Below are 25,920 nucleotides of genomic sequence, written 5' to 3' on the forward strand. Positions count from 1 at the left end.
AGTGACGGAGCCCTCACTTCCGCCGGCTGTTCGAGGTTGATCCTTTCGGGTTCAAACCCGATAAGCTCCTGTGCGGCGCTGCGAGTTGACTCGATCGCGATCGGTCGTCCCGTGGTGCGTATGCATCAGTGCGCTCCCCCCTTGCACACCCCCCTGTTCGTTCGTGTTGCTTGTTAAGGATGCAGATGGAACTCGCCACTCCGCCGCCGGCGGCGCGGGCCCCTGTCGCCTGGTACAGCTGGTGGTTGATGCCGCTGGCCTTAGGAGGCGGGACAGTTGCCGCCACGTTCATGAGCTCCGAGCGAATCGCCGCCGGTGTCGCGGGCGTCGCGGCCACCGCCGCAAGCGCCGTGTGCGTCCGGCTGCTGATCCGCACCCGCACGCAGTTGAGCCGCACCGAGGGCTCCTTCCGCACCACGCAGGCCGAGCACTCGCAGCAGTGGCAGCAGCATGTCGCGGGCCTGGAGCGGAAGTACGCCGCCGAGCGCGGCTCCCTGGAGGCCCAGCTGGGCGACCAGTCCGTCGCCTACGAAGCGCAGCTGGCGGAGCAGATCTCGACGTACGAGGCCCAACTCGCCGAACAGGCACGGGCCTTCGAGGGACGGCTCGCCGACCAGGCTAAGTCGTACGAGGCCCAGCTCGCCGACCAGGCCGAGGTCTGGCAGGAGCAGCTCGCCCACCAGCACGACGCGGTGGCCCGGCTCGCGAACGAGCAACTGCCCGAGGCGCTGAAGCAGTTGCGTGCCGGTGACGCCATCGACGACCTGCTGCCCGAGGCGGGCCAGTGCGCCAAGGTCAGCGCCGATCTCCAGGCCGAACTGCGCAAGGTGCTGCGCACCGCCCTGATCGGTGTCGAGGAGGAGTTCAACCGCTCCACCACCGCCGAGCAGGCCGTGATCAGCATCGGCAACCGCATTCATGTGCTGACCAGCAAGCTCCGCGGCCGGCTGCACGAGATGCAGGGTGAGCACGGCCGCCTGCCGGCCGTCGCCCGCGGTCTGATGGAGCTGGACCAGGAACTCGGCCCCGCCGACTCGCTCGCCGCGAGCATCGGTGTGCTCGGCGGCTCGGACCGGCCGGGCCGGCAGTGGCAGGAGCCGCAGCGCCTGCTCAGCGTGGTGCGCGGCGGCATCGGCCGGATCAAGGACTTCCACCGCGTCGAGGTCCGTCATCTGCCCGAACTCGGCGTCGACGGCGGCCTGGTGGACCACCTCACGCTGATCTTCGCCCAGCTGCTGGACAACGCGGCCCGCTACTCGCCGCCGAGCGAGCCCGTGCTCGTCTCCGGCAAGGAGGTGCCCAACGGCGTCGGCATCGAGATCCAGGACTCCGGCAAGGGCCTGAACGAGGAGAAGAAGCGCGAGGCCGAGGAGGCTCTCACCGGCACCGCGGCCGGACCCGGCATCGGTGGCATCTCCGAGGACGCCAACATCGGTCTGCGCGTCGTGGGCGCCCTCGCTCGCCGCTACGGCATCCGCGTCACCTTCGCGGACTCGCCCTGGCTCGGTACCTCGGTGGTGGTAGTGGTCCCGCACAAGTACTTCAGCCCGCTCCCCGCGGCTGCTGCGACGACTGCCACGACCACTGCGTCGACCCCGGCGGCCCAGCCCGCGGCGGCTGCGCCGGTGCCGGCGTCCGCCCAGTCGACGGCCGAACCTTCCGAAGCGGTGGAAACCACTCCCGGCGGACTGCCCCGGCGCCGCAGCAAACGGCACGAGCAGGAGGGCACGGCGCGGCACCAGCCGGCCGAGCGCACCGAGACCTCGGTCTCCGCCGTCCCGCCGGACGCCTCGTTCACCGGCCTGGCTGCATTTGCCACCGCCGGCCGCGAGGCAGACGAGGAGTCCACCACGGAGGACACGGTGGCCCTCGGCCGCCGGTCCACCGAGCACCGCACTGAAGAGAGCGACTAGTCCACATGACGCAACAGGGAACCGACGTGAGCTGGGCGCTCCGCGATCTGGTGGAGTCCATCCCGGAGATCCGCTTCGCCCTTGTGGCCTCCAGCGACGGCAAGGCCATCACCTCCTTTGGCGCCGAAGACCCCGACGACGTGGACCGGTTCGCGGCCGTGGTGGCAGGCCTGCAGGCGCTGGCCCAGCCCGTCGCCGAGCAGTTCCCCAGGTACGCGGGGCAGCTGCGGCTGGCGATGATCGAGGTCGACGGCGGGCATCTCTTCGTCGTACGGGCCGGTGTGGAGACGTATCTCGGGGTCCTGGCCCGCGAGGGCCTCGACCAGGGGCTGCTGGGACACCAGATGAGGGACCTGGCCCGGAGGATGGGCGAGCTCCTCGGCACCACTCCGCGCCTGGAGGAGCACTCTGGATGAGTGCTCCCCGCAGGCCCACGGACCCGTCCGGTCTCGAGCGCTACTACGTCCTCACCGGGGGGCGCAGCGGACCGGGCGGTTCGGCGTCGAGTCTCGACGTGGCGACCCTCATCGTCTCCCTGGCCGCCCCCGCACCGGGTATGCAGCACGAGCACGAGGACATCCTCCGGCGCTGCCGCGATCCGTTGTCGGTGGCCGAACTCGGCGCCCACCTGGGACTGCCCTTCAACATTCTTGCGGTGCTGTTGGCGGATCTGCTCGAGGCAGGCCGCGTCGAAGCCCGTGACCCCATCCCGGCACACGACGCCGGCCGCGGGCCCGACCTCGCGCTCCTTGAGGAGGTACTCAGTGGACTTGAAAGGCTTTGACCATCCCGGCTCACCCGGCGGGGGCGGTACCCGCTCGGTGAAGGTGATGATCGCCGGCGGCTTCGGCACCGGGAAGACCACCATGGTCCGCTCCGTCAGCGACATCAAGCCGCTGACCACCGAGGAGACGCTCACCCAGGCAAGCGCCGACGTCGACCACCTCATCGGCGTCGCCGACAAGACGGAGACCACCGTCAGCCTGGACTTCGGCAAGATCAGCCTCAACGACAGCCTGATGCTGTACCTGTTCGGCACCCCTGGCCAGGAGCGCTTCTGGTTCCTGTGGAACGGCCTGTTCAAGGGCGCGCTCGGCGCGGTGGTCCTGGTCGACACGCGGCGCCTGGCGTCCAGCTTCCGGGCCATAGAGGAGATGGAGCGGCAGGACGTCCCGTTCGTCGTCGCCCTGAACGTCTTCCCCGACTCCAAGGACTACCCGGTCGAGGAGATCCGCGACGCCCTGGACATCTCCGAACACATCCCGGTCGTGGCCTGCGACGCCCGCGACCGTGCCTCAAGCCGTGACGTGCTCGTCGCGCTGATCCAGCACCTGAAGGACCGCTCCGCCGTCGCAATGGAGTCCCGATGAACGCCCAGCCCTTAAACGATCCCGACACCCCGAGCGGCGGGTGCCCCGTCGCCCACGGGGCCGACCTCACCCGGCTGTTCGGGCCGGAGGCGTCGACCGACCCGTACGGCATCTACGAGCGGCTGCGCAAGGAACACGGGTCGGTGGCGCCGGTGCTGCTCGAGGGTGACGTCCCCGCCTGGCTGGTCCTGGGCTACCGCGACAACCGGCGAGTGCTGGACAACCCCCGCCAGTTCAGCCGGGACGCGCGGATCTGGCGGGACTGGCGGGAGGGGCGCATCCCGGAGACGCACCCGCTGATCCCGATGGTCGGCTGGCGGCCCGACTGCGTCTCCCAGGACGGAGAACCGCACCGCCGACTGCGCGGCGCGGTGACCGACGGGCTGCTCGCCGCGTCCAGCCGCGGCATCCGGCGGCACGCCACGTACTTCGCCAACAAGCAGATCGACGCGTTCGCCGACGCAGGGCGCGCCGACCTGGTGGCCGACTACGCCGAGCACCTGCCGATGCTCGTGCTCACCCGGATCCTGGGCCTTCCCACGGCGGACGGCCTACGCCTGGTCGAGTCGTGTGCCCAGGTCTTCAAGGGCGGCGAGGGCGCCCTCGAGCACAACGAGCGGATCATGCAGATCCTCTCGGAGCTCGCCGAGCGCAAGCGGGCCGAGCCGGGCTCCGACTTCGCCACGGCCCTGCTGGAGCACCCGGCCGGCCTCGACCACGACGAGGTCGTCAGCCATCTGCGCCTGGTGCTGATCGCCGCACACACCACCACAAGCAACCTGCTGGCCCGGGTCCTGCAGCTGGTCCTCACCGACGCTGCCCGGCTGTCCGGTCTGGTCAGCGGGCAGCTGAACATCTCCTCCGTGGTGGAGGAGGTCATGTGGGACACCCCGCCGCTGGCCGTGCTGCCGGGCCGGTTCGCGGCCGCCGACCTGGAGCTGGGAGGCCATCACATCCAGGAGGGAGAACTGCTCGTCCTGGGTCTGGCCGCGGGCAACCTCGACCCGGAGGTACGGCCCGACTCGGCCGTCGCCGTGCAGGGCAACCAGTCGCACCTGGCGTTCAGCTCCGGACCGCACGAGTGCCCGGGGCAGAACATCGGCCAGTCCATCATCGAGATCGGCGTGGACGTCCTGCTGCACCGGCTGCCGGGCCTGCGCCTGGCCGTACCGTCGGAGGAACTCTCCTCGACCGCCTCCACCTGGGAGTCCCGGCTCGACAGCCTGCCGGTCGAGTTCTCCGTCTGACACCACCGCTGCCCGGCCGGACCCCCGGCCGGGCAGCGCCGTGTCAGCCGTCGAGCCAGTCGCCTTCGACGCTCGTGGGACGGTAACCCGTGGCGTTCCAGAGGAAATGCGGGTGGGCGCAGCCGAACATGTAGGCGAGCAGGGTGGTGTCCTCCCTACCGGTCTGGGGGTCGTGCAGGGTGTGGAACTGTTCGGATCCGACCACGCCGGAGTCCTGTTGGACCTGTCGGGCGCGGTCCGGGGACGGTGCGGCGCTGGATGCCTCCACGGCGGCGATGTAGGTGCGGCGCAAGATCTCCCACGTGGTGTCGATGTTGCCGTACCAGGGGCCGTGGAGTGCTTCGAAGGCATGGAGCTCGGCGTCGAAGAGGGCCCAGGTCCGGGGATGTTGGGCCCGGCAGCGTGCCGACAGCTCGGCGGTCCGGGGGCTCAGTGCCGGCGCGGTGGGCCGCGGGGCGATGGTGAGGGTGGTGCCGTCGGTGAGGATGCCGGTGCACGGGTTGGGCTGCAGGTCGCACAGCGGGCAGTCCTCGGCCGGGGGGAGGCCCTGGGTGATGCCGTCGAACCACAGGGCGTGGCGGCCCGTGAGCCCCATCCAGACGATGGTGGTGGTCATCAGCCAGGTGTTCCACATCGGGTCGTGCGCCTCGGGCGTGCAGCCGTACTTGACGAGGGCTATCGCGCAGGCGGCGTAGAGGGCCTTGGTGTGGGTGGGCATGTCGGCGAGCCAGAAGTTGCTGATCTCGCCGGTCAGGGCATCGGCTCGTACGTCGGCCATGTCGTCGATGACGCGGCACAGCAGCAGGGAGGCGAGGTTTTCCTCCTGCCAGAGTTCGGTGTCGGGTGCGACGTGCCAGAACAGGCAGTCCAGCATCTGCAGGGCTGAGTAGGTGCTCTGGCTGAGTGGGTTGGTCTGGGGGAGCACGACGCTGCCCGCGTGGTGCTGTTGGAGCCAGTACTCGTCGACGGACCGTTTGTGGGCTGCGAAGAGTCCGGAGACCAAGGCCCGTGCGCTGTTGGTGCTGAAGTTCTCGGCCAAGCGCTCTTCGACGTGTTGGGTGAGGCGCGTTGTGTCGATGGTGTCGATCACGCGCTTGTATTCGTGGAAGACGAGGATGTCGTCTTCGAAGCGGTGGCGGTGGCCGAGGTCTCGTTCGAGGTCGTTCATCTGCCGGGTCCAGGACCATCCACCGGTCAGGACGCTGTCGAGTTCCCGGCGGTAGGGCCAGGTCTTGGAGGTGAGGGGACGTCCCGCGCTCTGCCGCCAACGGTAGTCGTCAAGGGTGCGTGCGGGGGGTGTGGGCAGCCGGCGGCACAGTGGGCAGGAGCAGACGGTGGTCTGCTCCTCCTCGCGTGGCGGGGTGAGTGCCCGGCTCCTCCAGGCCCCTTCCAGCATCGTGCAGGTCAGTCTGCATATCTCGATATCGGTGCCGACTTGGGGGAAGGCTGCTTCGATCACGCGCAAGCTGGTGTCGAGGTGCCTCAGCCTGGCGTAGCCCTCCGCGTCGGGCGGGAGGAACGCGGGCCGCGCCAGATGAAGAGCTCCCTGCAAGGGCAGCGTGGTACTGGAGTGGGGGGATCCGAGGGCGTTGAGCCGCTGTTGAGCGGCGTTCTGGCTCTTTCGGTACTGCTCCGTGCTCCCGTTGATGCGTTTTCCCAAGAGGCGGGCCAGGGCGTTGGCCGCCTCCGTGGGCTGGAGCTGGGCGCTTGGCTGCGCCGGGAGCAGGCTGTCGGCGGACGCCTGCGGAACAGTACCTACGACTCGAGATTTCACAACGGTCTCCCATCAGCTGTGGACATGACAAAGGAATCGATCGACCGTGGTGGTCGGCCGGTCGTGTCCGAGGGGTTGTCTGTGCCTTCCGCGACGGCTTCGCCGGACAGCCGGACTCATGCGACCGGCTCGGGCTTCTGCTGCGAACGACCGCGAGAGGCGGCGCTGCTGCATCGATGGCCGAGGAAGGGGAGTGGATCGCCTACTGTCGCGGGCGGTCAGGCCAAGTGCGACCACCGGACAGGATCATGTCCCGGATCCGGCAGAGGGCGCTCCTGGGTGTACTCCAGATGTCTGCTGACGGGAGTGTCGAAGGGGAGGTCGAACGAGACGTCCTGAGGCATGCGGTTCCTTCCGGGAGACGGCGATGCAGAGTCCCCCCGGCCCTGCGAACGGGTGGCCGAAATGGCCACCCGTGTCCTCGAACTCAGCTTCTATGGCCGAAAGTTGAACCGAGAAGCGATACGAGGCTGCCCAGAGCGTAAATGATCTACGCGTGACCTCGCCGTGATGTGCGTTACTGCTTATGCCTCATGAGCTGCGTACACTGCCTCCCCTCCCACATAGGTCAGCGCCACACCCGTCTGTGCGATCGCCTCGGTCGGCCCGTCGAACGGGTCGCGGTCCAGGACCACCAGATCGGCCAGCGCGCCGACCTGGATCCGGCCGGTGTCGTCGAGATGGTTCACGTACGCCGACCCGGCCGTGTACGCGGCCAACGCCTCGGCGAGGCCGATGCGTTCGCCCGGCAGGAACACGGGGGCGTCGTCGCCGTCGGGTGTCACACGGTTGACCGCGACATGGATCCCCTGCAGCGGGTCGGGGCTGCTGACCGGCCAGTCGCTGCCCGCCGCGAGCCGGGCCCCGGAGCGCAGCAGCGCACCGAACGGGTACTGCCACGCGGCCCGTTCGGCCCCCAGGAAGGGAATGGTCAGCTCGTCCATCTGCGGTTCGTGCGCGGCCCACAACGGCTGGATGTTCGCCGTCGCGTCGAGACGGGCGAAGCGCGCCACGTCGTCGGGGTGCACGACCTGAAGGTGCGCCAGATGCGGCCGGGTGTCGCTGGGCCCGTTCGCGGCGCGCGCCGCCTCGACGGCGTCCAGGGCGTCGCGCACGGCCCGGTCGCCCAGCGCATGGAAGTGGCACTGGAAGCCGAGCGCATCCAACTCGGTCACGTACTTGGGGAGTTGACCGCGGTCGATGAAACTCTTGCCGTGATTGACGGTGGCGCAGCCGCACTTGTCCAGATAGGGATCGAGCAGGGCGGCCGTGCCGTTCTCGGCGACCCCGTCCAGCATCAGCTTCACGGTGCCGGCCCGGAACCGGCCGCGGCTCAACTCGACCCGCTTCTCGACCAGTTCGGGAATCTGCTCGGCCCCGCGCTCACGGTCCCACCACAGCGCACCCACCACACGAGCGGTCAGCGAACCGTCCCGCGCGGCCGCCAGATACGCCCCCGAGGGGTCGTCCATGCCGAGGAAGTCCCCGACCAGCGCGTCCTGCCAGGCCGTGATGCCGAGCGCATGCAGATGGCGCTGCGCATGCAGCAGCGCCGCCAGCCGGTCGGCCGCGGTGGCCGGGGGAGTGAGCCGCCCGACGAGCTGCATCGCCCCCTCCTGCAGGGTGCCGCTCGGCTCGCCCGCCGCGTCCCGCTCGATGCGTCCGTCGGCCGGGTCCGGAGTGTCGCGGCCGATGCCCGCCAGTTCCAGGGCGCGGCTGTTGACCCAGGCGCCGTGATGGTCACGGTTGGGCAGGTAGACCGGCCGGTCGGGGACGACGGCGTCCAGGAGTTCCTTCGTCGGCGTACCGCCCTCGAAGGCCTCCATGGACCAGCCGCCGCCCAGGATCCATTCCCGTTCGGGGTGTGCGTCGGCGTACGCGCGGACCACGGCCAGCGTCTCGTGTGCCGTCCGCGCTCCGGTCAGATCGCACTGGCTCAGTTCCAGCCCCGCCGGGATCGGATGCACGTGCGCGTCCTGGAAGCCCGGCAGCAACAACCGCCCGGCCAGGTCGACCACCTCGGTCCGCGGCCCGGCGAGTTCGCGGACCTCGTCGTGCCCGACGGCGGTGATCCGGTCGCCGGTGACGGCCACGGCGGTGGCGGTGCGGCCGTCGGGGGTGAGGACGGGGCCGCCGGTGAAGAGGAGATCTGCGTTCATGATCCTTTTCCTGGTAGGTATCGGAGCAGCTCGGGCGAAATCCGCTGCGGTTGGGCAGCGCCCCCGAAGGGGCGCGGGGCTGTGTCGACATGCGGCTCCGCCGCGGGGCGCGACTGGCCACGACGGCGCCGCAGCCAATCGACGGCATACCGCGGCACTTTCCGTAGGGCGCCTACGGCGCCGTAGGCAGCAGCTGCGGCGCATCCGCGTCCGTGCCGTCGCCCGTGCGGAAGTACGGCGACCTGCGCACCCACTTGGCCCACGCGGCGGCCACGAAGCCCGACGTGATCATCACCAGGGGAGTCAGGAGCAGGAACCAGCCGTTGTCCGCGCGGAGTTCGAGATGGTCGGTGGAGGTGTAGAAGGACCAGCCGAGATAGCCGCCGAGTCCGAGCAGGGCCACGGCACTCAATGCGGGCAGCACGACCGCCCGTACGCCCTGGCGCCAGTCCTCGCGCAGCAGCGAGCGGAAGCGCACGGCCGCCGCGAGGGCCGTGAGCGCGTACGACAGGGCGACCACGATGCCCACGGCGCTCACCGTCGCTATGATCATGTCCGCGAGCCGCGGAATGACCAGGGCGAGGGCCGCGATCACCGTCGCGAGCGCGCCGATCAGCAGCGTCCCTGCGGCCGGAGTCCCGTACCGGGAGCTGACCTTGGACCACACCGGCCCGAGGGTGCGGTCCCGGCTCATTGCGAACATCGCCCGGGCCGTCGGAATCACACCTGCCTGCAGTGAGGCGACCGCCGAGAACATCAGCGCCACCAGGGGGAGGGCGGCCAGCGGCTGGGAGGCCAGCCGGTCCCCGAAGAACGCCAGCCCCTGGGCGCCGTGCCCGGCCAACTCCGGCTCGGACAGGACCCGTTGGAAGGCAACCGAGCCGATCAGGAAGAGAGCCAGCATGGTGACCAGCGTGATGATCCCGGCGCGGGAGGCGTCGCGAGGATCGCGTACTTCCTCGTTGACGCTGAACGCGGCCTCGAAGCCCCAGTAGCAGAACACCGACAGCAGCATTCCCTGGGCGAGCGCCGAGGTCGACGGGATCGCGAACGGGTCGAACCAGCTCAGGCTGAAGGCGTGCGGCCCGTGCACGATGCCGTATCCGCAGAACCCGAGCAGGACGACGTACTCGAAGACCAGCAGCCCGGTCTGCAGCCGCGCCGCGGTCCGGATGCCGGTGACCGCGGTGAGGGTGACCGCGACCAGGACCACGATGCCGACCGCCGTCGTCTGCACCGTCGAGCCCGGGTCCAGGGCGAGCCCGGCCACCCGGTGCAGCCCGGCCTGACCGGCGAGCTGGATCAGCGCCGACCCGGTCACCGCGGTGGTGTACGCGAGGAACGCCAGCGTCGCCACGATGTTCACCCAGCCGACCATGAAGCCCAGCCACGGACTGAGCGAACGGCCCACCCAGACATAGCCGTTGCCCGCGTTCGGCTCCACCCGGTTCAGCCGCGAGAAGGCACCCGCGATGCCGAGGACCGGCAGGAACGCCAGCAGCATGATCGCCGGGAGATGCAGACCCACCACGCCGGCCGTGACGCCGAGCCCGATGCCGATGCTGGTGGTGGCGGCCGTGCTGGAGGCGGCGACGGCGATGCCGTCGAGGACACCGAGGGACTTGCGCAGCGCGGGCCGCGCTGGTGGGGCTGCACCGAAGGGCTGGTCGGACATGGCCGGTCTCCGCTCGCACCTGGGGGCCCGGTCGGCCCCGGTGAACGCACATGAAACTGCCCGGTGACTTAACAGGTCAACGGTGTTGTCATAAGGTGCGGGCACCGGACCCAGGGAGGCAGTCCATGAGCGAGCGCGTCGTCCCGCCCACCGCCCGGCAGCGCAGACGCCCCACCAAGCAGGGGGTCGTCCTCTCCGAGGAACTGATCGTCGCCACGGCCCTCAGGCTGATCGAGGAACACGGCGCGGAGGCCCTGTCCGTCCGCCGCCTCGGCCGCGCCCTGGGCGCCGACCCGAGCTCGCTGTACCGCTACTTCCGGCACACCGACGACCTGATGCTCGCGATCGCCGACGAACTCATCGGCCGCACCCTGCGCAGCTGGCGGCCCACCGGCGACTGGCGCGCCGACCTGCGCGACCTCGGCCTGCGCATGCACGCGGGCGCCCTCGCCCACCCACGGGCGGCCGTCCTGAGCTCGTACCGGGTGACCGGGCGGGCGTACGAGATCCAGGCCGTCGAGACCATCCTCGGCGTGCTGCGCGACGCAGGCTTCCCCGACGCCGATGCGGTGAGGATCTACCACGCCTTCGTCGACCAGTCCCTTGCCTTCGGCGCCCTCGACTCGGCGACCATGGCGCTGCCGAAGGCCGCCCAGGAGGCGGAGGCGGCCGTGTGGCGGGCCACCTACGCACGGCTGCCCGCCGACACGCACCCGCACATCGCCGCGGCGGCCCGCCACCTCGTGGCCGACATGCCCCGCAGCTCCTATCCGGCCGCCCTGGACCTGCTGTTGAGCGCGGTGGCTGCCCGGCTGGCGGAGATCCGGCCACGCCCACACGAGGCGGGGGAGCGGCCGGCGGCCGACTGAATCCGCCGGACCGGGATATCCGTGAGGTACAGGGCCGCGGGGCACGAAGTCCCGCGCCCCGGACCGTTCGGAGGAGACATGCCACTGGTGGAAGCGGGCTATCTGGTGCTCGACTGCCTCGAGCCGGAGAAGCTCGCCGTGTTCTACAAGGAGCTGCTGGCGGCCGAGGAGACGGACGCGACCGCCAACCGCGTGGAGATCAGGGGCGCCGACGGCACCCGGCTGGCCTTCCGCCGCGATGTGAACGCGACGCCGCCGAGCTGGCCGCGCCCCGAGAACTCCCTGCAGGTCCATCTGGACTTCATGGTGGAGGACCTGGACGCGGTGGAGCGCAAGGTGGTCGAACTCGGCGGCCGCCCCCTGGACACGAAGGACGCATCCGGTCCCTTCGAGGAACGCGGTTACGCCGACCCCGCGGGCCACTCCTTCACCCTGCGCCGCGTCACACCGACGGCGCCCAAGCAGGGCTGAGACCTTCAGGGTCTGTCCGGCGGACCGCCCCGCGCCCTGAAGGGGCGCGGGGCGGTGTCGATTTGCGGCTCCGCCGCAGGGGCGCGACCAGCCGCGATGACGCCGCAGACGATCGACGCCACATCGCCGCACATCCCGCGGAGCGCCTAGTCCCGGCCGCCCTGGTCGCCTGCCGGCCAGACGCCGGTCGAGCGCTCGATGGCCTTCGCTCCCGTGCGGTCCACCGCACTGCGCACCACGGCGAACAGGGCGCCCTGTACCGCCGCGGCGAGCAGGATCTCTCCCCAGCCGCGGTCGCGGTCCAGGGCGTCGGGCGCGTCCTCCTCGTGCCGCAGCGCCATCCACGTCTTGCGGAAGGCGAGCCCGGCGATCGCCCCACTGGCCCAGCCCATGGCGAACCCGAGGGGCTTGTAGGCGAGGGGCAGCTTCAGCTTCTTCTTCGTCTTGGCCACGTCTGTCTCCTTCGTCGGTCAGGGCCGCCCCGGCGCGGCAACCTCCTCGTCCGCCGGCACGGGCCCCGGCGGCGTCCCGTCGCCGAACGGCCGGCCGCCCAGCTCCTCGCGGTGATGAGGCGTCAGCCAGCCGGACAGGTCCGGCCCGAGAGGCACGATCCGGGTCGGGTTGATGCCCGTGTGCACCTGGTAGTAGTGCCGTTTGATGTGGTCGAAGTCGACGGTGTCACCGAAGCCGGGCGTCTGGTAGAGGTCGCGAGCGTACGCCCACAGGACCGGGTTCTCCGCGAGCTTGAAGCGGTTGCACTTGAAGTGGCCGTGGTAGACGGCGTCGAAACGGACCAGGGTGGTGAACAGCCGGATGTCCGCCTCGGTGATCGTGTCGCCGACGAGATAACGCTGCCGCGCGAGCCGCGGCGTCAGCAGCTCCAGGCGGCGGAAGACACCGGCGCAGGCGGCCTCGTACTCCTCCTGGTCCGTGGCGAAACCCGCCCGGTACACGCCGTTGTTGACGTCCTGGTAGACGTCCGCCATCACCGAGTCGATCTCGTCGCGCAGGGCGTACGGGTACAGATCGGGCGCCCCGGCGCGGTGCAGTGCCCGCCACTCGGTGGCCAGGTCCAGGGTGAGCTGCTGGTAGTCGTTGGTGACCAGCTTCCCGCTGGGTACGTCGACGATCGCGGGCACGCTCACGCCGCCCGGGTAGTCCGTCTCCCGCCGGTCGTAGGCCTCGCTGAGGAAGCGGATGCCGAGGACCGGGTCGCGGCCGTCCGGGTCCAGCGTGAAGCGCCAGCTGCGGTCGTCCTGGATCGGGTCGGCGATGCCCAGCGAGAGGGCCTCCTCGAGCCCCAGCAGGCGGCGCGAGACCAGCGCCCGGCTCGCCCACGGACAGGCACGGCTGGCCACCAGCCGGTAACGGCCCGCCGCCACCGGCCACCCCTCCCGGCCGTCGGCCGTGATCCGGTCCGTGAAGTGGCTCTTGGACCGCATGAACGTCGTCTGCCCGTAGGTGCTGTTGCCCCCGCCGCCCATGATTCCTCCCTGCGTTGCGTGTTCCCTGATGACCGGGTTCCCCCCATTCCCTCGATTCCCCCGAATTCCGCCTGTGCGGTGTGAGCCGCCACGAGAGGGGCAGTCGGCGAAGGTGAGCGGGACATCCTCGACATCCTCGGACGACAAGGCGGACCGCAGGACACGCGTCACCGTGCTGGTGGCGCTGGCCGCCAATCTGCTGATCGCGGTGGCCAAGGCCGTCGGCGGCCTGTTGGCCGGCTCGCCGGCGCTGCTGTCGGAGGCGGCGCACTCGGTGGCCGACAGTTTCAACGAGGTCTTCCTGCTGGCCGCGCTGCGCCGCAGCCGCCGCCCGGCCGACAAGCGGCATCCCTTCGGCTACGGCAAGGAACGGTTCTTCTGGTCGCTCCTGGCAGCCGTCGGGATCTTCGTCATGGGCGGCTGTTTCTCCTTCTTCCAGGGCGCCGAAGCCCTGAAGAACGGTGCCGAGGAAAAACTCAGCGGCTATGTCGCGGGCCTGATCGTGCTGGGCGTCGCCTTCGTTGCCGAGGGTGTTTCCCTGCTGCGGGCCGTGCACCAGGTGCGCCGCCAGGGCGGCGGCACGGACGGCATGCGCGACCCGGCGCTGCGCACGGTGGTCGCCGAGGACGGCACGGCGGTGCTCGGCGTGACACTGGCCGCCGCGGGCATGGCCCTGCACATGGTCACCGGTCAGGTGGTGTGGGAGGCATCCGCCTCGCTCGGGATCGGCGCGCTGCTCGTCTTCGTCGCGTACCACCTGGGCCGCGAGGCCCGCGACCAGCTGATCGGGGAGGCGGCCGACCCGGAGACGGCAGCCCGCATCCAGGACCTGCTGGAGGCCGAGTCGGAGATTGACAGCGTGGAGGCGCTGTTCACGATGAAGACGGGCCTGGACACGGCCCTCGTGGCCGCCCGCGTCGACCTGATGCCCGGCCTGGACAGCGAGCAGGTCGAGGAGGTCGCCGACCGGATCAAGCGGTCCCTCGCGCACGCCGTGCCCGAGGCCGACGAGATCTTCCTCGACATCACAGACCGGCCGGCCCATGAGGCACGAGAAAGCCCCGCCGCGACGGGGGAACGCGGCGGGGCCTGACGCACGCGTGCCCGGCGGCACCCGGTTCATGCGTCCTCGAACGAAGATTTTTTTCCGGCCCGGTTCAGCGGCCGGTCGGTCGGCTCGCGGAGGGCCCGGTTCCGGGATATCCGAACCCGGCCCGGATCACTGCTCCCCGTCGGCCGGTTCGAGCACGAACACCGGGATCTGCCGGTCCGTCTTCTTCTGGTAGTCGGCATACGGGGGATACGCCGCCACGGCACGCTCCCACCACTCGGCCTTCTCCGCGCCGGTGACCTCACGGGCCGTCATGTCCTGCTTGGTCGGCCCGTCCTGGAGCTCCACACGGGGGTCTCCCTTGACGTTGTGGTACCAGACCGGGTGCTTGGGCGCGCCGCCCTGCGAGGCGACCAGGGCGTACCGACCCTCGTGCTCCACGCGCATCAGAGGCGTCTTGCGGATCTTGCCGCTCTTCACACCCCGGGTCGTGACCAGGACGACGGGCAGGCCGGTGTCCAGCAGTGTCGTCCCCTTCGTGCCGCCGGAGCTCTCGTACAGCTCCACCTGATCGCGTACCCACTGCGTCGGGCTGGGTTCGTACTCGCCCTCAAGAGGCATGTCATCCGTCCCATCGTCGAGTTCTGCGGCTGACTGGCACCGTGCTTCAACACCAGTGCACGCAAGATTCATCCATACCGCAGTGCCCGTCGGCGTCGTGATCACGCCATTCGACGCCACTGGAGTCACAGGCCGCCCCAGCCTCGGCCGCAGGCATGGCCGGAATTCGCGGCGGCCACTGCCCGCTCCGGCCGGATCCAGATGCACGAGCGAGCATCCCCGGCCAGAATGCCCGCGCCACCGATCTGGCCGAACTTCACGTCGTCCCATAGATGCCCCGGGCATCTAATGAAGATCTGCACGACGCACTCTTCGTCTGCGAGGTCTTCCATGACGGAAACGGAACCCGTCGCGTTCCCCCAGGACCGGACCTGCCCCTACCACCCGCCCACCGCCTACGACCCCCTGCGCGCCACCCGCCCGCTGAGCCGGATCACGCTCTACGACGGCCGTCCGGCCTGGCTCGTCACCGGGCACGCCCTCGCCCGCGAGTTGCTCTCCGACCAGCGCCTGTCGACCGACCGCGCCCATCCCGACTTCCCGGCGCCGACCGAGCGGTTCGCCGCGGTGAAGAACCGGAGGGTCGCGCTGCTCGGCGTCGACGACCCGAAACACCGCACGCAGCGGCGGATGATGGTGCCCAGCTTCACCCTCCGGCGCGCCGTCGAGCTGCGGCCGCAGATCCAGCGGATCGTGGACGAGCGGCTCGACGCGATGATCGCGCAGGGGCCGCCCGCCGAGCTGGTGAGCGCCTTCGCGCTGCCCGTGCCGTCGATGGTGATCTGCGCGCTGCTCGGCGTCCCGTACGCCGACCACGAGTTCTTCGAGGGACAGTCACGCCGGCTGCTGCGCGGCCCCACGGTCGACGACGTGCAGGACGCACGCAACCAACTGGATGCCTACTTCGAGGAGTTGATCGACACCAAGCTGAAACGGCCGGAGCCCGGCGACGGCGTGCTGGACGAACTCGTCCACCAGCAGCTGCGTGAGGGGGTGCTCGACCGTCAGGAGGTCATCTCGTTCGCGACCATCCTGCTGGTGGCCGGCCACGAGACGACGGCCAACATGATCTCCTTGGGCACCTTCACCCTCCTCCAGCACCCGGAGCACCTGGCTGAGTTGCGCCACAACGCGGAACTCGTGCCCGGCGCCGTCGAGGAGCTGATGCGCATGCTGTCGATCGCGGACGGCCTGCTGCGCAGGGCCACCGAGGACATCGAGGCCGGCGGCACGACGATCCGGGCGGGCGACGGCGTGGTCTTCGCGACCTCGGTCATCAACCGCGACGAGGACGTCTACCCTGCCCCCGACACCCTCGACTGGCACCGCTCCGCCCGCCACCACGTCGCGTTCGGCTTCGGTATCCACCAGTGCCTCGGCCAGAACCTGGCCCGCGCCGAGCTGGAGATCGCCCTGCACACCCTCTTCGACCGGCTGCCGACGCTCCGTCTCGCCGCCCCTGCCGAGGAGATCCCCTTCAAACCCGGCGACACGATCCAGGGGATGCTGGAACTCCCCGTGACCTGGTAAGAGGCTCAAGGCCATGCACACCGACACGCACATCGAGATCGACAAGGACGTCTGTATCGGCGCGGGCCAGTGCGCCCTGGCCGCCCCGGGCGTCTTCACCCAGGACGACGACGGATTCAGCACGCTGCTGCCGGGCCGGGAGGACGGGGGCGGCGACCCGATGGTGCGGGAAGCGGCCCGGGCCTGCCCGGTCGGCGCGATCACCGTGTCCGAGGGCTGAGAGCCTGCGGCTCAGCGCGCCAGGCGCAGCTGTGCTGCCGCACGTGCTTCCCGGGCGGGCTCGGTGTTCTGGGTGATCCCGGCGGTGGCCATGGTGCCCTCGGCCGGCAGGAGCAGCTGCCCGGCCGGGGCGCCGGGCAGTCCTGCGTCCGCTACGAGCTGGGCGGGCTCAGCGCGCCAGCAGTAGCCGTGCCGCCGCACGCGCTTCCCGGGCGGGCTCGGTGTTCTGGGTGATCCCGGCGGTGGCCATGGTGCCCTCGGCCGGCAGGAGCAGCTGCCAGGCCGGGGTGCCGGTCAGTCCTGCGTCCGCCATGAGCCCGGCGGGCTCAGCGCGCCAGCAGTAGCCGTGCCGCCGCACGCGCTTCCCGGGCGGGCTCGGTGTTCTGGGTGATCCCGGCGGTGGCCATGGCGCCCTCGGCCAGCAGGAACAGCTGCCCGGTCAGGGCGCCGGGCAGCCCCGCATCTGCCACCAGCCCGGCGAGATACTCCCGGAACGCCCGTTTGTGCGCCCGCACCTGGGCTGCCACCCGGGCCGACGAGGCGCCCAGCTCACCGTAGGAATTTATCCACGCACACCCGCGGAAGCCGTCCTCGCCGAACCACAGCTCCAGCCAGTCGAAGACCGCCAGGAGCCGCTCCTCGGCCCCCTCCCGCCGCGCCACGAACTCGGCGAGCCGGCCGCGCCAGCGCACGTCGCGCCGCTCCAGATATGCCTCCACCAGCTGCTCCTTCGCCGGGAACAACTGGTAGAGCCGCTTGAGGGAGACGCCCGAGGCGCCGCGAATGTCGTCCATGCCGACGGTCTGGATGCCCCGTGCGTAGAACAGCTCCTCCGCGGCGTCCAGCGCCTGCTCCCGGGCGACTGCACTGTCCATGACGGCCACGCGGCGTACGACCTCCCCTTGACGTGCTCTCTTGACGCGAGAACGAGCGTTCTCCTACGGTAGCAGCCCCGCGGAGAACGCTCGTTCTCCGTCACTGTCCGCCCGTCGAGGAGAAATTCATGGCCGCCGCCCGCCCGCCCCTGCCCCCCTTCACCCGCGAAACCGCCGCACAGAAGGTCCAGGCCGCCGAGGACGCATGGAACACCCGCGACCCGCACAAGGTGGCGCTCGCCTACTCGGAGGACTCGGTGTGGCGCAACCGCGACACCTTCGTCACCGGCCGTGCCGAGATCGTCGAGCTCCTGACCGCCAAGTGGGAGCGCGAGCTGGACTACGCGCTGCGCAAGGACCTGTGGGCCTTCGGCGGCAACCGCATCGCGGTCCGCTTCCAGTACGAGTCCCACGACGCCGACGGCCAGTGGTGGCGCTCCTACGGCAACGAACTGTGGGAGTTCGACGAGCACGGCCTGATGACCCGGCGCGAGGCCAGCATCAACGACGTGCCGATCGAGGAGAAGGAGCGCCGCATCCACGGCCCGCGGCCCGAGGCGGAACGGGGACAGTCCTTCCCGCTCGCATAGCGATCCCGGTGAGTAGGGTTTCGCGGATGACCGAACAGGCCGAGAAGCCCTTCCTCTACGTCGTCGTGTGCGCCGCCGGGATCGCCGCGGACGTCAGCAAGCTGATCACCGCCGCGCAGGAACGGGACTGGGAGGTCGGTGTCATCGCCACACCGGTCGCCATGAACGGCTTCTTCGACACCGCCGCCGTCCAGGCGCAGACCGGCCGTCCCATACGCTCCGCCTGGCGCACCCCCGGCGACCCGCGCCCCTTCCCGCCGCCGGACGCCGTCGTGGTCGCGCCCGCCACCTTCAACACCGTCAACAAGTGGGCGGCCGGGCTCGCCGACACCCTCGCGGTGGCCACCCTGTGCGAGACGTACGGTCTGGGCGTCCCGGTCGCCGCGCTTCCTTGCGTGGCCGACGCGTTGGCCGCCCACCCCGCTTACCGGGACAGTCTCGTACGGCTGCGCGGGATGGGCGTCCGGTTCGGCGAGCCCTACTCCGGCGAGCCGGAAGAGGACGGCCGGCGACCGGAATTCGGCTGGGAGCGGGCGCTGGACCTGCTCGAACGGCGATGACGGGTCAGCCGCAGCGGACCGTCGGACCCGCCAGCATGCCCCCGGTGTACAGCGCCTGCCCCTGCGGCATCCAGTAGCCCAGCTTGGAGACGACCGTCGAGCAGGCGGCCCCGACCGATGCGCGGACCACGACCGTGGCCGGGTGACCCGGCTGCAGGTCGGTGAGGGCGCAGTCGAGGGCGTACGCGTTCCTGGTCGTCGCGGGATAGCGGCCGGTCAGCGGATTGACGCAGCGGGCGTCCGACGTGGACAGCCGCACCCCCGAACTCTCCTCCCCGATCAGCCCGAACCGCGCGCTGCCGTCCCCCTGCTCGCTGTCGCGGAAGATCCGGTACGTCAGTGTGGTCGCCGCACCGCGCTGCAGCGTGGCCCGGTCGACCTCGATGCGGTGCGTGGCCGGCGGCTTGGGCGCGGTCAGGGTCAGCGTGGCATGGACGGTGCCGTGCAGGTCCAGTCCCGCGGGCGACGACTTCACGCGGACATCGGCCGTCACGTCGTACGTCCCCGGGCCGGGATACTCGCCGGAACCGGGAAGCTTCCCTGAGACGGCCGTCACGCCGCCCTTCCGTGCGGTCCAGGTGCCCGAGGTCAGACAGGCGCGATCGTCGTCGTCCTCTCCCGGACCGCTGCAGGTCGCCGGGGCCGACACCCCCATCGTCGGGGTGCCGCTGCCCGCGCACAGGCTGACCACGGCACGCTGCCCGTTTGCGCCCCGCAGGATCCCCGCGGGTGCGCACAGCGTCGCCGGTTCCGGCGGCGGACTCGGACTGCTCCACGCGGGCGAGACCGGCATGAGGGGCAGGGTGAGGGGCAGTACTGCCGCTCCGATCAGGAGCTTCAGCTTCGTCTTCGTCGCACGTGTCGGCACCGGGTTCCTCCCGCAGGGCCACGACCGGCCGGGCGCCGGTCACCTGCGCCGAGGATGCGCGTGCGCCCCGACCTCCCGGCGGCTCCCACGCCGGGCGGTCACCTGCGGGCAGCAACGGCCGTGCACCGGCCGTCCGGAGGCGAGCTACTTGGAGCGCGGGCGAAGCCGTACGCTCCCCTTCGTACCCATCCCGAAGGCAGGAGCAGCAACGATGCAGTACGTGAAGCTCGGTTCGACGGGCCTGGACGTGTCGCGGGTCTGTCTCGGCTGTATGACCTACGGCCTGCCCGACCGCGGCGTGCACGAGTGGACCCTCGACGAGGAGGCCTCGCGTCCGCTGATCCGGCAGGCGCTGGAGGCCGGGATCAACTTCTTCGACACGGCGAACGTCTACTCCGACGGCACCAGTGAGGAGATCGTCGGCAAGGCGCTGCGCGACTTCGCGAACCGCGACGAGATCGTGCTGGCCACGAAGGTGCACGGCCGGACGCGGCCCGGGCCCAACGGCAGTGGGCTGTCCCGCAAGGCGATCATGACGGAGATCGACCACAGCCTGAGCCGGCTCGGCACCGACTACGTCGACCTGTACCAGATCCACCGCTTCGACCCGCACACCCCGGTCGAGGAGACGATGGAAGCCCTGCACGACCTCGTGAAGGCGGGCAAGGTGCGCTACATCGGGGCGAGTTCGATGTTCGCCTGGCAGTTCTCCAAGATGCAGTACACCGCCGAGCGGCACGGCTGGACCAAGTTCGTGTCCATGCAGAACCACTACAACCTCCTCTACCGCGAGGAGGAGCGCGAGATGCTGCCGCTCTGCGCCGACCAGGGCGTCGGCGTCCTGCCCTGGAGCCCGCTCGCCCGCGGCCGGCTCACCCGGGACTGGGGCACCGTGACGGAGCGCAGCGCGGGCGACAACTTCGGCAGCCGTCTCTACCCGGAGGGCGACCGCACCATCGTCGAGGCCGTGACCCGCCTCGCGAACGACCGTGCCGTCCCGCGCGCCCAGGTCGCCCTCGCCTGGCTGCTGCACCAGGACACGGTGGCGGCCCCGATCGTCGGCGCCGCCAAGCCGCACCACATCGAGGACGCCGTGGCCGCCGTCGAACTCGAGCTCAGCGACAAGGAGGTCGAGGAGCTGGAAGCCCCTTACTCCCCGCACCCCATCGTCGGTCACAGCTGACCAAGCCGGCCGGGCGAAGGCCGCTGCCCCGCGGCCGGCCACGACGAGCCCGCAGGCGATCGACGGCCCATCGCGGCACGTCCCGCAGAGCGCTCAGTGGGGTCCGTGCGGTGCGAACTCCGTGCCGCACGGGCCCGCCCCCTCGCTCTCCGCGAGGACCACCCGCTCGCCGTCCATAGACAGCGTGCGGTAGTAATGCCCGATGCGTTCCGCCGACCGCCCCACGTAGTGGCCGATGAACGACCGGCGGAACCGGTCGGTGGTCCCGTTGGGCTGCGAGCCGTGCACCAGGCTGCCGTTGAAGAACAGGACGTCCCCCGGCGCCATGTCGACCGGGACGGCCGCAAGGCCCGGCGGCGGGGGAACGTACTCCCGCGCGAACGACACCTCGGCGTCCGCCTCCTCCGGGCAGAACAGGTCCATGCGGTGCGTACCGGGGACGACCTCCAGACCGCCGTTGTCCCGGCCGATCACGTCGCAGGCCACCCACGCCGCCACACACGTGCCCGGCTCCACCCGCAGATAGAAGTTGTCCTGGTGCAGCGCCTGCCCCCGCGCGCCCGGCGGCTTGAAGTAGAACATGCTCTGGGCGGCCAGGACCTCCTCGCCGAGCAGCGCCTCCAGCGCCCTGCGCAACCGGGCGTCGAGCAGCACGCGCAGCGCCGTCCCGCTGATCTCGTGCGGGTGCATCACCCTCGGGTACGCCGCCAGCGGATCCCCGGACGAGCGCGGCTCGAAGTGCCCGGGTACCGGCCCGGCCGCGTGCAGCGCCGCGAACTCCGCACAGAGCCGGTCGATCTCGTCGTGTCCGAAGAGTCCCCGTACGACGGTGAACCCGTCCTCCTGGAACTGCCTCAGCCCGTCCTGGGTCAGGATGGAAGCGCCGGCGGCGCCCATATCCATGGCTGTCATACGTCCGCTCCTTCGGTCGGGTGCCCTCGGCTCATCACGCTAGGTCGCCGCGCGCGTCAGGAGGATGCCCGTGAACGCTGACGGATTGCCCGAGACTGCTGCACCCGGCGATCCCGCCCCGCCACCGGGCCTCGTCGTGGTCGGCCGCTACGACCAGCTGGAGGGCTACGGCGTCAACCGACCGCGCGGCGCGGACAGCTGGCTGTTCACCTGGACCACGGGCGGCCACGGCCGGCTGCGCCAGGGCGGAGCCGAGACGCGGGCCGGTGCGGGGGACCTGGTGGTGCTGGCCCCGGGTGTCCGGCACGAGTACGCGGTCGAACCGGCCGCCCGCAGCTGGCAGTTCTGGTGGGTGCACTGCCAGGCGCGGCCGTCCTGGGCGCCGTGGCTGCGGCCGTACGACACCGGCGACGGACTGCTCGTCGTCACCCCGACCCCGGCGGCCCTGCACGACCGGGTCGACGCGGCCTTCCGCCGGATGCTCGCCGACGCCCGCTGGACCGGCACCGAGTCACCGCCCGCCGCCGCGCCGGACGACCGGGTGGCCGTGGCGCACGGCACCGCGGCGCGGGAGCTCGCCCTGTCCTCCCTGGAGGAGATCGTCCTGCTCACCGCCGCCACGGCGCGCACCCCGGCGCCGCCGCCCGGGGTCGACGGCCGGGTGCGCCGCGCCGAGGCGCTGATCGCCGCCGACCCGGGCGCCCCGCACACCGTGCGCTCGCTCGCCGAGGGCGTTTCCCTCTCGCCCTCCCGGTTCGCCCACCTGTTCACCCGGCAACTCGGCCAGTCCCCGATGCGGGCCCTGCGCGAGGCCCGGCTCCGGCACGCCGCCCGGCTGCTGGAGAGCACCGACCTGTCCGTGGACCGGGTGGCCGCGGCCTCGGGATTCGCCAGCCCGTTCCACTTCAACCGGGTCTTCCGCGCCCGCTACGGAGTTCCGCCCGGCGCCTACCGGCGAGGCGCCTCAATGGTTGAGACGTGAGCCGCAGCACTCCGTCCGGCCCGTCGCATGTGCGGTGGAACGCCTGCTCAATGGTTGTGGAGTGAGCCGGTGCGCCGACCAACTGAATCCCGTTTCCCATTGCCGCGCCGACAGCCTTGACCGTTCGTCAAATCTGGTCGTCGGGCCCGCAAACCTCAAAACGGCTGGATCTCTTGTTAGGCCTCCCTGACCTGTGCAAAGGTGTGCCTGACGGCGCACGGACAATACATTTTCTGCTGTGTGTACGAGGCCGCTCCCGTTCGACCTACGCTCCAAAAGAGCTTCCCCAGGTGGGCGTTGGAGCTGCCGAATCCTGTACCCATACCAATTGGTATGGACTTTATGACGCATGCCCCCGAGAGGAATGCAGCCGTGAAAGACGCGGGCCTGTCGAATTCCCCCACGCCCGACCGCCGGTTCTTCGTGACGGACGAACAGCTGAGCGCAGAACTGAAGAAGTGGACGGGGACGACTCCCGCGCTGCAGCCCGTCGGTGAACTCCTCGACCGGCACTGGGAAGCTGCGTTCGCCTATGCCCGGCTGTGCACCGACGGCGCCGCTTCGGCCGGAATGCTCACGACCGCCGCATTCACGAGGCTCTTCGGCGAAACCCTGCGGCAGAACGGGCCCACCTCCGCGTGGCGGCCCCAACTCCTCGTCACCGTCCGCCGGATCGCCGCGGAGTGGGACAACGACCACCGACGGGAACACCTCCACCCCGAGCTGTGCACCGAGGGCGGGGACCGCGTCGCGGCCCGTCTGCTCCCGCCGTCCGACCGCCGCCTGCTGTCCGGGGCCTTCCAGCGGCTGCCCCAGTCGGCCCGCTGCCTGCTGTGGCATGTCGAGGTCGAGGCCGAACCGCTGGAGATACCCGCCGGCCTGCTCGGCATCGAGCAGGAGGACGCGCGCGTCGAACTGGAGCGGGCCCGCGAACGGCTGCGTGAGGAGTGCCTCCAGGTCCACCGCGAACTCGCCCCCGAGCAGGAGTGCCGGCGCTATCTGCGGATGCTCGACGTGACCTTCCGGCGTGGCGGAGTCGACATCGACCCCGACCTCAACGCCCACCTCGGCGGGTGCAGGCACTGCAGCCAGACCGCCGACCAGCTGGCGCAGTTCAACCAGGGACTCGGCCTCGCGCTGGCCGAGGCGGTGCTCGGCTGGGGCGCGCGGGCCTACGTGGAGTCCCGGTTGGCCTCGTTGACCGAGGAGTCCGGCGCCCTCCCCCCGGAGGTCCCGGTCCCGCCGTTCCCCGGCGAGCCCTTCGCCCCCACTTACGCCCCCACCCACGCCCCTGGCACCGGCCCCCGGCCCGGCGGCCGCTCCGCCGCCCGCCGCGCCGCCCACAAGGCCGCCCGGCACGCCGCAGCCCGCCGCCGCAATCTCGCCGCGGCCGTTCTGACGGTGAGCGGTCTGGTCGTCCTTCCGCTGGTCCTGTGGTCCGTCCTCGGCTCCGGCGACGGCACCACCACGGCCGACGGCGACCACCCCTCCGAGACTCCCGGCAGCGGCACGGGCACACCGTCCGCGGGCCCCTCCTGGGTCGGCACCGGCACGAGCTCCCAGGGCACCATGCGCGGCAAACTGCACAACGCCGACTCCGGGCTGTGCATCGCCGTCGTCGGCAAGAAGGCCGTCAAGGGAGCCGAGACCGAACTCGCCGACTGCTCCTCGGCATCCGTCCAGCAGTGGACGTACGAGACCGACGGCCGCCTGCGCAGTGCCGCGGACCCCGACCTGTGCCTGGACTCCCACCTCGGCTATTCGGTGCAGCTCGCCCCGTGCACGGGCGACTCCGAGCCGGGTGCCAAGAACATCCGCTACGACTTCACCCTGCAGGGCACCCTGGTGCCGCGCTGGGACCAGGACCTGGCCCTGACCCCCGCGGCCACCGACGGCTCGGGCGCGCTGGTCGTCAAGACCCGCGACGACGGCACCGCCCAGCACTGGGCCTTCGACACGTCCAAGGCCGACCTGCAGATGCAGGTGGTCAACTGGGACGCCGACAACAGCCCCTCGCCCTCGCCGAAGGCCACGCCCAAGGCGGCGAAGACACCGAGCCCCACACCCACCCCGTCCGCTGCTCCCTCGACCGCGCGGCCGACGCCGACCAGCCCCTACCCCACGAACCCCTACTGCTCCTCCAACCCGTCCTTCTGCGGATGGGGCGGCTACGGCTCGGGTTATGGATATGGCAACGGTTACGGTTACGGCGGTGGCGGCCACCACTGACCCGACAGGCTCAGCCGGCCACCTGGAGCGACAGCCACAGCGCTGCCACGGCCGCGACGAGCGCGGCCGGGGTGGCGAGCAGGCCGAGCCTGGTGAACTCCCCGAGCTGCACGTCCTGACCGTGCCGCTGCACGATGCGCCGCCACAGCAGCGTCGCCAGCGATCCCGCGTACGTCAGGTTCGGGCCGATGTTCACCCCGAGCAGCACAGCCAGCACCGCACCGGGCCCGGCAGCAGCGGTGAGCGGCAGCAGGACCAGCACCGCGGGCAGATTGTTGATCAGGTTCGCCAGTACGGCGGCCAGCGCGGCGATGCCCAGCAGCGCGAGCAAACCCGAGCCCCCGGGCAGCTCATGGCCCAGCGCGTCGGCGAGCCCGTTGTCGACCACCGCCCGCACCACGATGCCGAGCGCCAGGACGAACGCCAGGAATGCCGGCGACGAGGCCCGCACCACCGCCAGCGGTGTCGCCCTGCGCCGTACGAGCGCGCGGCCGGCCAGCACCAGCGCGCCCGCCGCGGCCACCCATGCCGGGTCGATGCCGACCGCTGAGGCCACCACGAATCCGCCCAGCGTGCACCCGACGGTGACCAGCGCGAACAGCGGCAGCGCGGGCGTCTCACCGGGTTCGGGGGAGTGGACGGACGCGGCCAGGTCGTCGTCGAAGAACCGCCGGAAGACCAGATACTCGGCACCGATCGCGACCAGCCACGGCAGAGCCATCAGCGCCGCGAACCGGGTGAAGCTCAGCCCGCTCGCCTCGAACGCCAGCAGGTTGGTGAGATTGGAGACGGGCAGCAGCAGCGAGGCCGTGTTCGACAGGTGGGCGCACGCGTAGAGATGCGGCCTGGCCCGCACGCCGGCCCGGGCGGCGGTGGCGAGTACCACCGGCGTCAGCAGCACCACGGTGGCGTCCAGGCTGAGCACGGCCGTGATCGCCGAAGCCAGGACGAAGACCGCCGCCAGAAGCCGCCCGGGAGAGCCCGCCGCCCGCCGGGCCATCCATGCCCCGCACGCCTGGAACAGCCCCTCCACATCACAGAAGTGCGCCAGCACCAGCACGGCGGCGAGGAAGCCGATGACGGGGCCGAGGCGGGCGGCCTCCTCCCGGGCATGGTCCAGGGAGATCGCGCCGGTGGCGATCACGATCCCCGCGGCCGGGACCGCCAGCACGGCCTCCGGCAGGCCCTTCGGGCGCACTACCGCCCAGGCGAGGACCGCGACGAGCAGGGCGGCGGAGAGTATTTCGGCGAGCGCGGTGTTCAGAGCAGGGTCCTTCAGGGCGGATCAACGCGGGAGCCTCAATGAAAACAGGTCGCGGTAAGAGATCCGCCGGGGGC

At 70.9% G+C, this 25,920-nt stretch carries 28 protein-coding genes; 15 read left to right on the forward strand and 13 right to left on the reverse strand.

What is annotated here, in order from left to right; translation table 11 throughout:
• Positions 1-185 precede the first annotated feature (185 nt).
• Genes EDD92_RS44745 through EDD92_RS44765 form a run of 5 tightly spaced genes read left to right on the forward strand, consistent with a single transcriptional unit; the run spans position 186 to position 4,530 of the window.
• Positions 186-1,913 (forward strand): ATP-binding protein, encoded by a 1,728-nt coding sequence (locus tag EDD92_RS44745; protein WP_123969561.1) that lies wholly within the window; start codon positions 186-188, stop codon positions 1,911-1,913.
• A 5-nt stretch (positions 1,914-1,918) separates the two neighbouring features.
• Positions 1,919-2,329 carry a roadblock/LC7 domain-containing protein gene (locus tag EDD92_RS44750; RefSeq protein WP_099933429.1) on the forward strand — a complete coding sequence of 137 codons (411 nt, stop codon included), beginning with the start codon at positions 1,919-1,921 and terminating at the stop codon, positions 2,327-2,329.
• Entirely contained in the window at positions 2,326-2,697 is a 372-nt protein-coding gene (locus EDD92_RS44755) for a DUF742 domain-containing protein (protein WP_030937628.1), read from the forward strand. The genes EDD92_RS44750 and EDD92_RS44755 overlap by 4 nt, the downstream gene beginning before the upstream one ends.
• A complete protein-coding gene (locus EDD92_RS44760; RefSeq protein WP_123969562.1) occupies positions 2,678-3,283 on the forward strand; it encodes an ATP/GTP-binding protein in 606 nt (201 codons plus the stop codon). The genes EDD92_RS44755 and EDD92_RS44760 overlap by 20 nt, the downstream gene beginning before the upstream one ends.
• Positions 3,280-4,530 (forward strand): cytochrome P450, encoded by a 1,251-nt coding sequence (locus EDD92_RS44765; RefSeq protein WP_123969563.1) that lies wholly within the window; start codon positions 3,280-3,282, stop codon positions 4,528-4,530. Before EDD92_RS44760 ends, EDD92_RS44765 begins: the two co-directional genes overlap by 4 nt.
• Positions 4,531-4,573: 43 nt before the next feature.
• Here the strand turns inward: EDD92_RS44765 and EDD92_RS44770 are convergent, their stop codons facing one another.
• From EDD92_RS44770 to EDD92_RS44780, 3 genes are all read right to left on the reverse strand, one after another.
• Complete coding sequence (locus EDD92_RS44770) at positions 4,574-6,304, reverse strand: hypothetical protein (RefSeq protein ID WP_260327188.1); 1,731 nt, start codon at positions 6,302-6,304, stop codon at positions 4,574-4,576.
• Between the two features lie 524 nt (positions 6,305-6,828).
• Entirely contained in the window at positions 6,829-8,463 is a 1,635-nt protein-coding gene (locus tag EDD92_RS44775) for an amidohydrolase (protein WP_123969564.1), read from the reverse strand.
• A gap of 172 nt (positions 8,464-8,635) precedes the next feature.
• A complete protein-coding gene (locus EDD92_RS44780) occupies positions 8,636-10,138 on the reverse strand; it encodes an APC family permease (RefSeq protein ID WP_123969565.1) in 1,503 nt (500 codons plus the stop codon).
• A 125-nt stretch (positions 10,139-10,263) separates the two neighbouring features.
• On the opposite strand from EDD92_RS44780, the gene EDD92_RS44785 reads away from it, so the two are divergent.
• Positions 10,264-11,007 carry a TetR/AcrR family transcriptional regulator gene (locus tag EDD92_RS44785; protein ID WP_123969566.1) on the forward strand — a complete coding sequence of 248 codons (744 nt, stop codon included), beginning with the start codon at positions 10,264-10,266 and terminating at the stop codon, positions 11,005-11,007.
• A 78-nt stretch (positions 11,008-11,085) separates the two neighbouring features.
• Positions 11,086-11,478 (forward strand): VOC family protein, encoded by a 393-nt coding sequence (locus EDD92_RS44790; RefSeq protein WP_123969567.1) that lies wholly within the window; start codon positions 11,086-11,088, stop codon positions 11,476-11,478.
• A gap of 146 nt (positions 11,479-11,624) precedes the next feature.
• Here the strand turns inward: EDD92_RS44790 and EDD92_RS44795 are convergent, their stop codons facing one another.
• The gene (locus EDD92_RS44795) at positions 11,625-11,930 is read right to left on the reverse strand and encodes a DUF4235 domain-containing protein (protein ID WP_123969568.1); all 306 of its coding nucleotides are present in this window, start codon (positions 11,928-11,930) and stop codon (positions 11,625-11,627) included.
• A gap of 18 nt (positions 11,931-11,948) precedes the next feature.
• Entirely contained in the window at positions 11,949-12,962 is a 1,014-nt protein-coding gene (locus EDD92_RS44800; RefSeq protein ID WP_123969569.1) for a glutathione S-transferase family protein, read from the reverse strand.
• A 112-nt stretch (positions 12,963-13,074) separates the two neighbouring features.
• On the opposite strand from EDD92_RS44800, the gene EDD92_RS44805 reads away from it, so the two are divergent.
• Positions 13,075-14,055 (forward strand): cation diffusion facilitator family transporter, encoded by a 981-nt coding sequence (locus EDD92_RS44805; RefSeq protein ID WP_260327189.1) that lies wholly within the window; start codon positions 13,075-13,077, stop codon positions 14,053-14,055.
• A 126-nt stretch (positions 14,056-14,181) separates the two neighbouring features.
• Here EDD92_RS44805 and EDD92_RS44810 read toward each other — a convergent pair whose 3' ends face one another.
• Positions 14,182-14,634 carry a nitroreductase family deazaflavin-dependent oxidoreductase gene (locus EDD92_RS44810; protein WP_123969571.1) on the reverse strand — a complete coding sequence of 151 codons (453 nt, stop codon included), beginning with the start codon at positions 14,632-14,634 and terminating at the stop codon, positions 14,182-14,184.
• Between the two features lie 125 nt (positions 14,635-14,759).
• Entirely contained in the window at positions 14,760-14,966 is a 207-nt protein-coding gene (locus tag EDD92_RS44815) for a hypothetical protein (RefSeq protein ID WP_123969572.1), read from the reverse strand.
• Here EDD92_RS44815 and EDD92_RS44820 point away from each other — a divergent pair.
• Positions 14,965-16,164 (forward strand): cytochrome P450, encoded by a 1,200-nt coding sequence (locus tag EDD92_RS44820; RefSeq protein WP_123969573.1) that lies wholly within the window; start codon positions 14,965-14,967, stop codon positions 16,162-16,164. The two genes, EDD92_RS44815 and EDD92_RS44820, sit on opposite strands and share 2 nt — an antisense overlap.
• A 13-nt stretch (positions 16,165-16,177) precedes the next feature.
• Positions 16,178-16,384 (forward strand): ferredoxin, encoded by a 207-nt coding sequence (locus EDD92_RS44825; RefSeq protein WP_123969574.1) that lies wholly within the window; start codon positions 16,178-16,180, stop codon positions 16,382-16,384.
• A gap of 11 nt (positions 16,385-16,395) precedes the next feature.
• Here the strand turns inward: EDD92_RS44825 and EDD92_RS44830 are convergent, their stop codons facing one another.
• The 3 genes from EDD92_RS44830 to EDD92_RS44835 are packed head-to-tail and all read right to left on the reverse strand — an operon-like array spanning position 16,396 to position 17,258.
• Positions 16,396-16,584, reverse strand: a complete 189-nt coding sequence (locus tag EDD92_RS44830; protein ID WP_123969575.1) for a hypothetical protein — start codon at positions 16,582-16,584, stop codon at positions 16,396-16,398.
• A complete protein-coding gene (locus EDD92_RS50250; RefSeq protein ID WP_185124331.1) occupies positions 16,553-16,696 on the reverse strand; it encodes a hypothetical protein in 144 nt (47 codons plus the stop codon). The genes EDD92_RS44830 and EDD92_RS50250 overlap by 32 nt, the downstream gene beginning before the upstream one ends.
• Before the next feature lie 13 nt (positions 16,697-16,709).
• Positions 16,710-17,258 carry a TetR/AcrR family transcriptional regulator gene (locus EDD92_RS44835; protein WP_123969576.1) on the reverse strand — a complete coding sequence of 183 codons (549 nt, stop codon included), beginning with the start codon at positions 17,256-17,258 and terminating at the stop codon, positions 16,710-16,712.
• 128 nt (positions 17,259-17,386) lie between these two features.
• Here EDD92_RS44835 and EDD92_RS44840 point away from each other — a divergent pair, with 128 nt between their 5' ends.
• The gene (locus EDD92_RS44840; RefSeq protein WP_123969577.1) at positions 17,387-17,848 is read left to right on the forward strand and encodes a nuclear transport factor 2 family protein; all 462 of its coding nucleotides are present in this window, start codon (positions 17,387-17,389) and stop codon (positions 17,846-17,848) included.
• A gap of 26 nt (positions 17,849-17,874) precedes the next feature.
• Positions 17,875-18,408 (forward strand): flavoprotein, encoded by a 534-nt coding sequence (locus EDD92_RS44845; protein ID WP_123969578.1) that lies wholly within the window; start codon positions 17,875-17,877, stop codon positions 18,406-18,408.
• 4 nt (positions 18,409-18,412) lie between these two features.
• On the opposite strand, the gene EDD92_RS44850 is transcribed toward EDD92_RS44845, so the two are convergent.
• Positions 18,413-19,276, reverse strand: a complete 864-nt coding sequence (locus tag EDD92_RS44850; RefSeq protein WP_260327190.1) for a hypothetical protein — start codon at positions 19,274-19,276, stop codon at positions 18,413-18,415.
• Between the two features lie 211 nt (positions 19,277-19,487).
• Here EDD92_RS44850 and EDD92_RS44855 point away from each other — a divergent pair, with 211 nt between their 5' ends.
• Entirely contained in the window at positions 19,488-20,459 is a 972-nt protein-coding gene (locus EDD92_RS44855) for an aldo/keto reductase (protein ID WP_123969579.1), read from the forward strand.
• Positions 20,460-20,552: 93 nt separating this feature from the next.
• Here EDD92_RS44855 and EDD92_RS44860 read toward each other — a convergent pair whose 3' ends face one another.
• On the reverse strand, positions 20,553-21,371 hold the full coding sequence (locus tag EDD92_RS44860; protein ID WP_123969580.1) for a phytanoyl-CoA dioxygenase family protein: 819 nt from the start codon (positions 21,369-21,371) through the stop codon (positions 20,553-20,555).
• 64 nt (positions 21,372-21,435) lie between these two features.
• Here EDD92_RS44860 and EDD92_RS44865 point away from each other — a divergent pair, with 64 nt between their 5' ends.
• Both EDD92_RS44865 and EDD92_RS44870 read left to right on the forward strand, forming a co-directional pair.
• Positions 21,436-22,353 carry a helix-turn-helix domain-containing protein gene (locus EDD92_RS44865; protein ID WP_123969581.1) on the forward strand — a complete coding sequence of 306 codons (918 nt, stop codon included), beginning with the start codon at positions 21,436-21,438 and terminating at the stop codon, positions 22,351-22,353.
• 372 nt (positions 22,354-22,725) lie between these two features.
• Positions 22,726-24,582 carry an RICIN domain-containing protein gene (locus EDD92_RS44870; RefSeq protein WP_260327191.1) on the forward strand — a complete coding sequence of 619 codons (1,857 nt, stop codon included), beginning with the start codon at positions 22,726-22,728 and terminating at the stop codon, positions 24,580-24,582.
• 10 nt (positions 24,583-24,592) lie between these two features.
• On the opposite strand, the gene EDD92_RS44875 is transcribed toward EDD92_RS44870, so the two are convergent.
• The gene (locus tag EDD92_RS44875; protein WP_185124495.1) at positions 24,593-25,846 is read right to left on the reverse strand and encodes an SLC13 family permease; all 1,254 of its coding nucleotides are present in this window, start codon (positions 25,844-25,846) and stop codon (positions 24,593-24,595) included.
• Between the last annotated feature and the right edge of the window lie 74 nt (positions 25,847-25,920).

Source organism: Streptomyces sp. TLI_185 (assembly GCF_003814765.1).
Classification (GTDB): Bacteria; Actinomycetota; Actinomycetes; order Streptomycetales; family Streptomycetaceae; genus Streptomyces.